This is a genomic window from Pseudomonas sp. K5002 (assembly GCF_013386655.1).
Lineage (GTDB): Bacteria > Pseudomonadota > Gammaproteobacteria > Pseudomonadales > Pseudomonadaceae > Aquipseudomonas.
The window spans coordinates 1-6016 of the sequence record NZ_JACARK010000389.1 but is presented as its reverse complement, the minus strand read 5'-3'; the positions used below and the strand labels follow the sequence as shown (position 1 = coordinate 6016).

The following is a 6016-nucleotide window of genomic DNA, read 5'->3' as shown; positions in this document are numbered from 1 at the left end:
GGCGGTTCTCGTCGCGCATCACTGCGCCACCGCCGGTGGCCAATACCACGCCATCGCAGCCGCACAGCTCGGCAATCATCGCCTGCTCGCGGTCGCGAAAGCCCAGTTCGCCTTCCTTATCGAAGATCCACGGGATATTGGCGCCCGTGCGCAATTCAATTTCCTTATCGGAGTCTTTGAATGGCAGGCGCAGCTCTTTGGCCAGCAAACGGCCGATGGTGCTTTTTCCAGCCCCCATCGGTCCTACAAGAATCAAATTTCGCACAGAATCAACGACTCACAGCAATCGCCTGGTTATTCATAATACGCGGAGTCAGGAATACCAGCAGCTCGGATTTTTTCTCCGAAACCACATCCCGCCGGAAAAGGCGGCCAAGATACGGCACATCGCCCAAAAATGGCACTTTATCTACCACTTTGCTTTGAGTATTGGAGAAAACCCCGCCGATCACGATGGTCTCCCCGTCCTTGACCAGCACCTTGGCATTGACCTCGTTTTTCTTGATCGGCGGCACATCGTTGAGCCTGTTCAGGTAGTCGGGCTCGTCCTTGGTGACCTTGACCTCCATGATCACCCAGCCGTCCGGGGTGATTTGCGGGGTCACTTCCAATGACAAGGAGGCCTCCTTGAACGACACCGAGGTCGCGCCGGTGGAGCTGGACTCCTGATAGGGAATCTCGGTGCCCTTGAGGATTCGCGCGGTTTCCTTGTCGGAGGTGACGACCTTGGGCTGCGAAACGATTTCACCATTGCCGGTTTTTTCCATGGCGGTCAGTTCCAGGTCCAGCAGCAGGTTGTCGGTGATAAACGCGACACCCAGGCCGGCGCTGCCGTTGACCGCCCCCAGGTCCACAAACGGCGAGCTGGGCGGGGTTTCAGGCGGCTCGGCGCCTTCGGCCAGCGGTTTCCTGATCCCGCCAGCGCTCCAGTTACCCCGATTCAGTTGCCCGCCCCAGCGCACGCCAAGGCTTTTGTCGTAATCCACATTGGCCTCGACGATCCGCGCCTCGATCATCACCTGCCTTACCGGAATATCCAGTTGCGCCACAATCGTGCGCAGCTCCTCCAGCCGCTCCCGGGTCTGGTAGGCGATGATGTTGTTGGTGCGGTCATCCACCGCCACCGAGCCGCGCTCATCGGTTGCACCTTCCAGGCCCACGGCCGACTGGAAGAGCTTGGCCAGGTCCGACGCCTTGGCGTAATTGACTTGCAGCAACTCGCGGCGCAGCGGTGCCAACTCAGTCATTTGCTTGCGCGACTCCATCGCCAGCAACTCGCGGGCGGCCAACTCCTCGGCCGGCGCGACCAGCAGCACATTGGCCGTCACACGCTTGTCCAGCCCCTTGGTTTGCAGCACCAGGTCCAGGGCCTGGTCCCAGGGCACGTCCTTGAGGCGCAGGGTGATCGAACCCTGCACGTCGTCGCTGGTCACCAGATTGAGGCCGGCAACGTCAGCAATCTGCTGCAGCACCGCGCGCAACTCGATGTTCTGGAAGTTGAGGGACAGCTTGTCCCCGGTGAATGCCACGCGTCCGGTACTCAGGGGCGCATTGCCAGGTGGCGGCAGGTGAATCAAGTCGATTCGATTGGGCACAGCCATGACCATCGGTGCCGTGAACGCTATCCATAGCGCCACACCGAAGGACGAAAAAGTCCTTTTCATTGTTTGTTTCCGTTATGAGTTCACGTTCAGGGCAAGGGTTTGCGAGCGTTCCAGCCACGCGCCCTGGCCATCCGGGAAAAGCTCGGCCAGTTCGACATGGGAGTCATGAATCGCCGTGATGCGCCCGTGGTCCGGGCCCAGGTAATCGCCGATTGCCAGCCGATGGACAGACGACGCTCCGCGCAGCAGGGCGAAGGTTTGAGCCCCCAGGGACAAGGTCCCGACCATTTCGAACTGCTCCACGGCGAAGCCTTCGAGGATTCCGCGAGGCCTGGCGAGATCAGGTCCGGCAGCCGGTCGCCCGGCGGGTCGAACCAGTTGGCGAGAGGGCGGCTGGAAAGGGTCGCGCAAGGCTGCAAAATCGTACGCCACTTGCTGCGGCCCGGGCTCGGCGACAGCCTGTGCCGGCGGGTGCAAATCAACCTCCAGGTCATCGCCCGCCTGGCGGTTGTGACGATAGGTCCTGGCTACCAGACTGAGGTGCAACACCGAGGCATCGACAGGACTGAATGCCAAGTCATGCACCGTGACAATTCCTGGCAAGCTGGCCATGCCGTTGATGAACGCCGCCAGGTCGTGAAAAGTCCCGGTGACGCCAATCTGCATGGGCGATTCGATGTACAGGGCGCGAGGCTGGTCATCCCGAAGTTCGATGGCCTCCAGCACCAAGCCATTGGCGGCACTCAGGCGGCCAATATCTTCAAGCAGGCCGGGTACCTGGGTGTCGGCAGGCAGCCACCGTAACAGGTTGGCGAAATGGCCTCGCATTGTTTCGAGTTCGCGGACCAGGGACTCCAGGCCGGCAGCCTGGCTGGTTTTCAGCGCGACCTGCTGTTCAAGCGCCACTTCCTGCGACTCAAGCTGGCGCAGTTGCTCCCGCGCCCCACTCAAGTAGAAGGTATTGCCCACCGCCCACAGCAGGCAAACCACCGCGCCAGCCAGCAACGCCTTGCCCGGCAAGGGCCAGTTGGCGGCGTTCTGGCAGAGCTGGGTTATATCGGATTCCGTCAGCCCTGGCAGGCCTGACGCCCCTCTCATTGGCGCACCTCATCCGAGTGACCATGGCGAACCGTCAACTGGAAGCCATTGTCGTCGCCCTCCTGCGCGCCGCGAACCCGTTGAAGCCGGGGCGCTTCCAAGTCTTCGGCAGCTTCGAGGCCACGCATGAACTGAGCAATGTCCCGGTTCGATCCGGCCGTGCCGCTGATGGAAACAGAACCGCCGTCGACGCTCACTTCGCGCAACTGCACCCCGTCCGGCACGGCACGGGCCAACTGGTCCAGCAACTGAGCACCCGCCGCACGATCGTCCTGCAAACCCTGCACAACTTTCATCCGTTCCATCAACTGCTGGCGCTGCTCATGCAGTTCGTCGATGGCCTTGATGCGCGAGTCGAGCCCGGTGACACCCTGGCTCAACTGGTTATTGCGAGCCAACTGCCGATCAATTGCACGGTCGATCACCTGGTCTGCCAGCCAAACCGCAGCCAGCGCCACCGCTGCAGCCCCTGCCAAAAACACCAGAAAATATTTGCGCCGCCGCTCATTCCGTTCTGCGCGCCACGGCAACAGGTTGATTCGTGTCATCAGTCGAAACTCCTCAGGGCCAGCCCGCAGGCCACTCCCATTCCCTGGGCATCCACGGCCCATTGCGCGCCATCGACACGACGGCCCGGCGTGATGCTGTCCGAAGCCTGCCTGCCCGCGCGAGCCAATGCAAATGCTTCGACATCCACTATCCGCGTCGCCAGCCCCGCAAGGGCCAAAACCGCCTCACGGGCCTCCACCTGTTCCTTGAGGCAGGCAACCAGCAGCACATCGACGCTTTGCGGGTCATGGGCCGACGGGCCCTGCACCTGGAAGTCGATAGCCACATCCTCCAGCGGATAAGGAATGTACTGGTCTGCTTCCCCATGGATTCGACGCACCATTTCAGCATCCGTCAGCCCCGCGTCCATCTCCAGCACGCGGGTAATCACCGAGGGCCCTGCCACGGCCACGGCGGCATGCCTGAGTGATGTATGCGCCTGTATCAGCGCCCGGGAAAGTGCCTGCGCGACGGCATCGAAATCAACCACGCTGCTGTCGACCACCGCATGGGCCGGCAACTGCTGCATGGCGTAGCCCCGAACGCTGTAGCCAGTGCCTGACGCCTCCAGCTCCACCAGCCTGACGCCGGTGTCATTGATGTCGATACCCAGGACGGCATCGGCTTTTCGCCTGAAAAATCCCTTTCTCATAAAACTCCCCAAAACTTTCCCTGTCTTACGGACTGATTGCTGCCAGGCTTCCTGCATTCGGTCGGCTTGTATGAGCGGCGCGAATGACGCCCGAAGCCGAAAAATGCTTTAATGCCCAGCGTTTTTTCCCGCGTTTATCTGCTGGCCGGGTCGATCCACCACTTGCCGTGCATGCCCCGACGCCTAACCCATTCTTTTCCTTGGAAATCCAAAAGCCTTGATTCGTCTGCTGAAGTTTTTCGGGTACTCCATTGTCGCGATCGTCTGCGGGCTGATGCTCGTGCTCAGCGGGGCCTATCTCTACCTTAGTCCGGGTTTGCCCTCCGTAGAGGCCCTGAGAAGTATCCAGTTGCAGATTCCTTTGCGGGTCTACAGCAGCGATGAAAAACTGATCGCGGAGTTCGGCGAAATGCGCCGCACACCGATCCGTTTCGCCGACATTCCACCCAATTTCATCAACGCCCTGCTGTCGGCTGAAGACGATAACTTCGCCAATCACTATGGCGTCGACCCAAGCAGCCTGGTGCGGGCGGCCACGCAGTTGGTAAAAAGCGGACACATTCAATCCGGTGGCAGCACCATCACCATGCAGGTGGCGAAGAACTTCTTCCTCACCAGCGAACGCAGCTTTTCCCGCAAAGCCACGGAAATCCTCCTGGCGTTGCAGATCGAACGTCAGCTGACCAAGGACGAGATCCTTGAGCTGTACGTCAACAAGATCTATCTGGGCAACCGCGCCTACGGCATCGAGGCGGCTTCGCAGGTTTACTACGGCAAGTCGATTCGTGACGCCAGCCTGGCGCAGATGGCCATGATTGCCGGCCTGCCCAAGGCGCCTTCGCGCTTCAACCCGCTGGCCAATCCGGCGCGCAGCAAAGAGCGCCGCGACTGGATCCTGGGCCGCATGTACAAGCTGGGCAAGATCGACCAGGCCGCGTACGAAAGTGCGGTGGCCGAGCCGCTGAACGCCAGCTATCACGTGCCGACCCCGGAAGTGAATGCCCCGTATATCGCCGAAATGGCCCGTGCCGAGATGGTCGGCCGCTATGGCAGCGAGGCGTACACCGAAGGTTTCCGCGTGACCACGACGATTCCGAGCAACCTGCAGGAAATCGCCAACAAGTCGGTACACGACGGCCTGGTCGCCTATGACCAGCGCCATGGCTACCGCGGCCCTGAATCGCGCCTGCCGGGCAAGACCCTGAGCGCCTGGACCGTCGAGCTGGGCAAACAGCGCCCGATCAGCGGCCTTGAACCCGCCATCGTCACCCAGGTGAAGAAAGATGGCGTGCAGGTACTGACCCGCACCGGCGAAGAGCATGTGTCGTGGGACAGCATGAAATGGGCTCGCCCGTTCCTGAACACCAACAGCATGGGGGCGATGCCCAAGCAGCCGTCGGACGTGGCCCAGGTCGGCGACCTGGTTCGCGTGCAGCGCCAGAAGGACGACAGCCTGAAATTCAGCCAGGTGCCCGTGGCACAGGGCGCGCTGGTGTCGCTTGACCCGCAGAACGGTGCAATCCGTGCCCTGGTCGGCGGCTTTGCCTTCGAGCAGAGCAACTACAACCGCGCCACCCAGGCCAAGCGCCAGCCGGGTTCCAGCTTCAAGCCGTTCATCTACAGCGCTGCACTGGATAACGGCTACACCGCCGCCAGCCTGGTCAACGATGCACCGATCGTGTTCGTCGACGAGTACTTGGACAAGGTCTGGCGCCCGAAGAACGACACCAACACCTTCCTCGGCCCGATCCGCGTCCGCGAGGCGCTGTACAAGTCGCGTAACCTGGTGTCGATCCGCCTGCTGCAGGCGATGGGCGTAGGCAAGACCATCGACTACATCACCCGCTTCGGCTTCAACAAGTCGGACCTGCCGCCCAACCTGTCCCTGGCACTGGGTACCGCCACGCTGACGCCGATGGAAATCGCCACCGGCTGGAGCACCTTTGCCAACGGCGGCTACAAGATCACCCCGTACCTGATCGACAAGATCGAAAGCCGTAGCGGCGAAACCCTGTTCACCGCCAACCCACCACGGGTCCCGGGCGACGTGGTCAATGGCGTCGCGGCCACTGACGGCCAGGCAGCACCGGCCAACGGCGGCATCACCATCGAG

The 6016-nt window shown here is 61.6% G+C and carries 6 protein-coding genes; 1 reads left to right on the top strand and 5 read right to left on the bottom strand.

From position 1 onward, the window contains the following. The 5 genes from HX846_RS18445 to pilM all read right to left on the bottom strand — a co-directional run. Positions 1 to 265: shikimate kinase (locus HX846_RS18445; RefSeq protein ID WP_178965853.1), on the bottom strand; the 265-nt coding region annotated here is incomplete at its 3' end. Between the two features lie 4 nt (positions 266 to 269). After that, positions 270 to 1607, bottom strand: coding sequence for a type IV pilus secretin PilQ (locus HX846_RS18440; RefSeq protein ID WP_102367943.1), 1338 nt, complete (start codon positions 1605 to 1607; stop codon positions 270 to 272). Between the two features lie 69 nt (positions 1608 to 1676). Next, entirely contained in the window at positions 1677 to 2702 is a 1026-nt protein-coding gene (locus HX846_RS18435; protein ID WP_178965852.1) for a pilus assembly protein PilP, read from the bottom strand. Then, positions 2699 to 3250 (bottom strand): PilN domain-containing protein, encoded by a 552-nt coding sequence (locus tag HX846_RS18430; protein WP_087692529.1) that lies wholly within the window; start codon positions 3248 to 3250, stop codon positions 2699 to 2701. Before HX846_RS18430 ends, HX846_RS18435 begins: the two co-directional genes overlap by 4 nt. Further along, on the bottom strand, positions 3250 to 3903 hold the full coding sequence (pilM, locus tag HX846_RS18425; RefSeq protein WP_178965851.1) for a type IV pilus biogenesis protein PilM: 654 nt from the start codon (positions 3901 to 3903) through the stop codon (positions 3250 to 3252). The genes HX846_RS18430 and pilM overlap by 1 nt, the downstream gene beginning before the upstream one ends. Before the next feature lie 220 nt (positions 3904 to 4123). Between pilM and HX846_RS18420 the strand changes: the two genes are divergently transcribed. Further along, positions 4124 to 6016, top strand: a 1893-nt coding sequence (locus HX846_RS18420; protein WP_256739834.1) for a transglycosylase domain-containing protein, incomplete at its 3' end; no start/stop codon positions are given.

Excerpts from the sequence above, each read along its gene's own strand:
- pilM (WP_178965851.1), bottom strand. The coding sequence starts at position 3,903 with ATGAGAAAGGGATTTTTCAGGCGAAAAGCCGATGCCGTCCTGGGTATC.
- HX846_RS18435 (WP_178965852.1), bottom strand. The coding sequence starts at position 2,702 with ATGAGAGGGGCGTCAGGCCTGCCAGGGCTGACGGAATCCGATATAACC.
- HX846_RS18430 (WP_087692529.1), bottom strand. The coding sequence starts at position 3,250 with ATGACACGAATCAACCTGTTGCCGTGGCGCGCAGAACGGAATGAGCGG.
- HX846_RS18440 (WP_102367943.1), bottom strand. The coding sequence starts at position 1,607 with ATGGTCATGGCTGTGCCCAATCGAATCGACTTGATTCACCTGCCGCCA.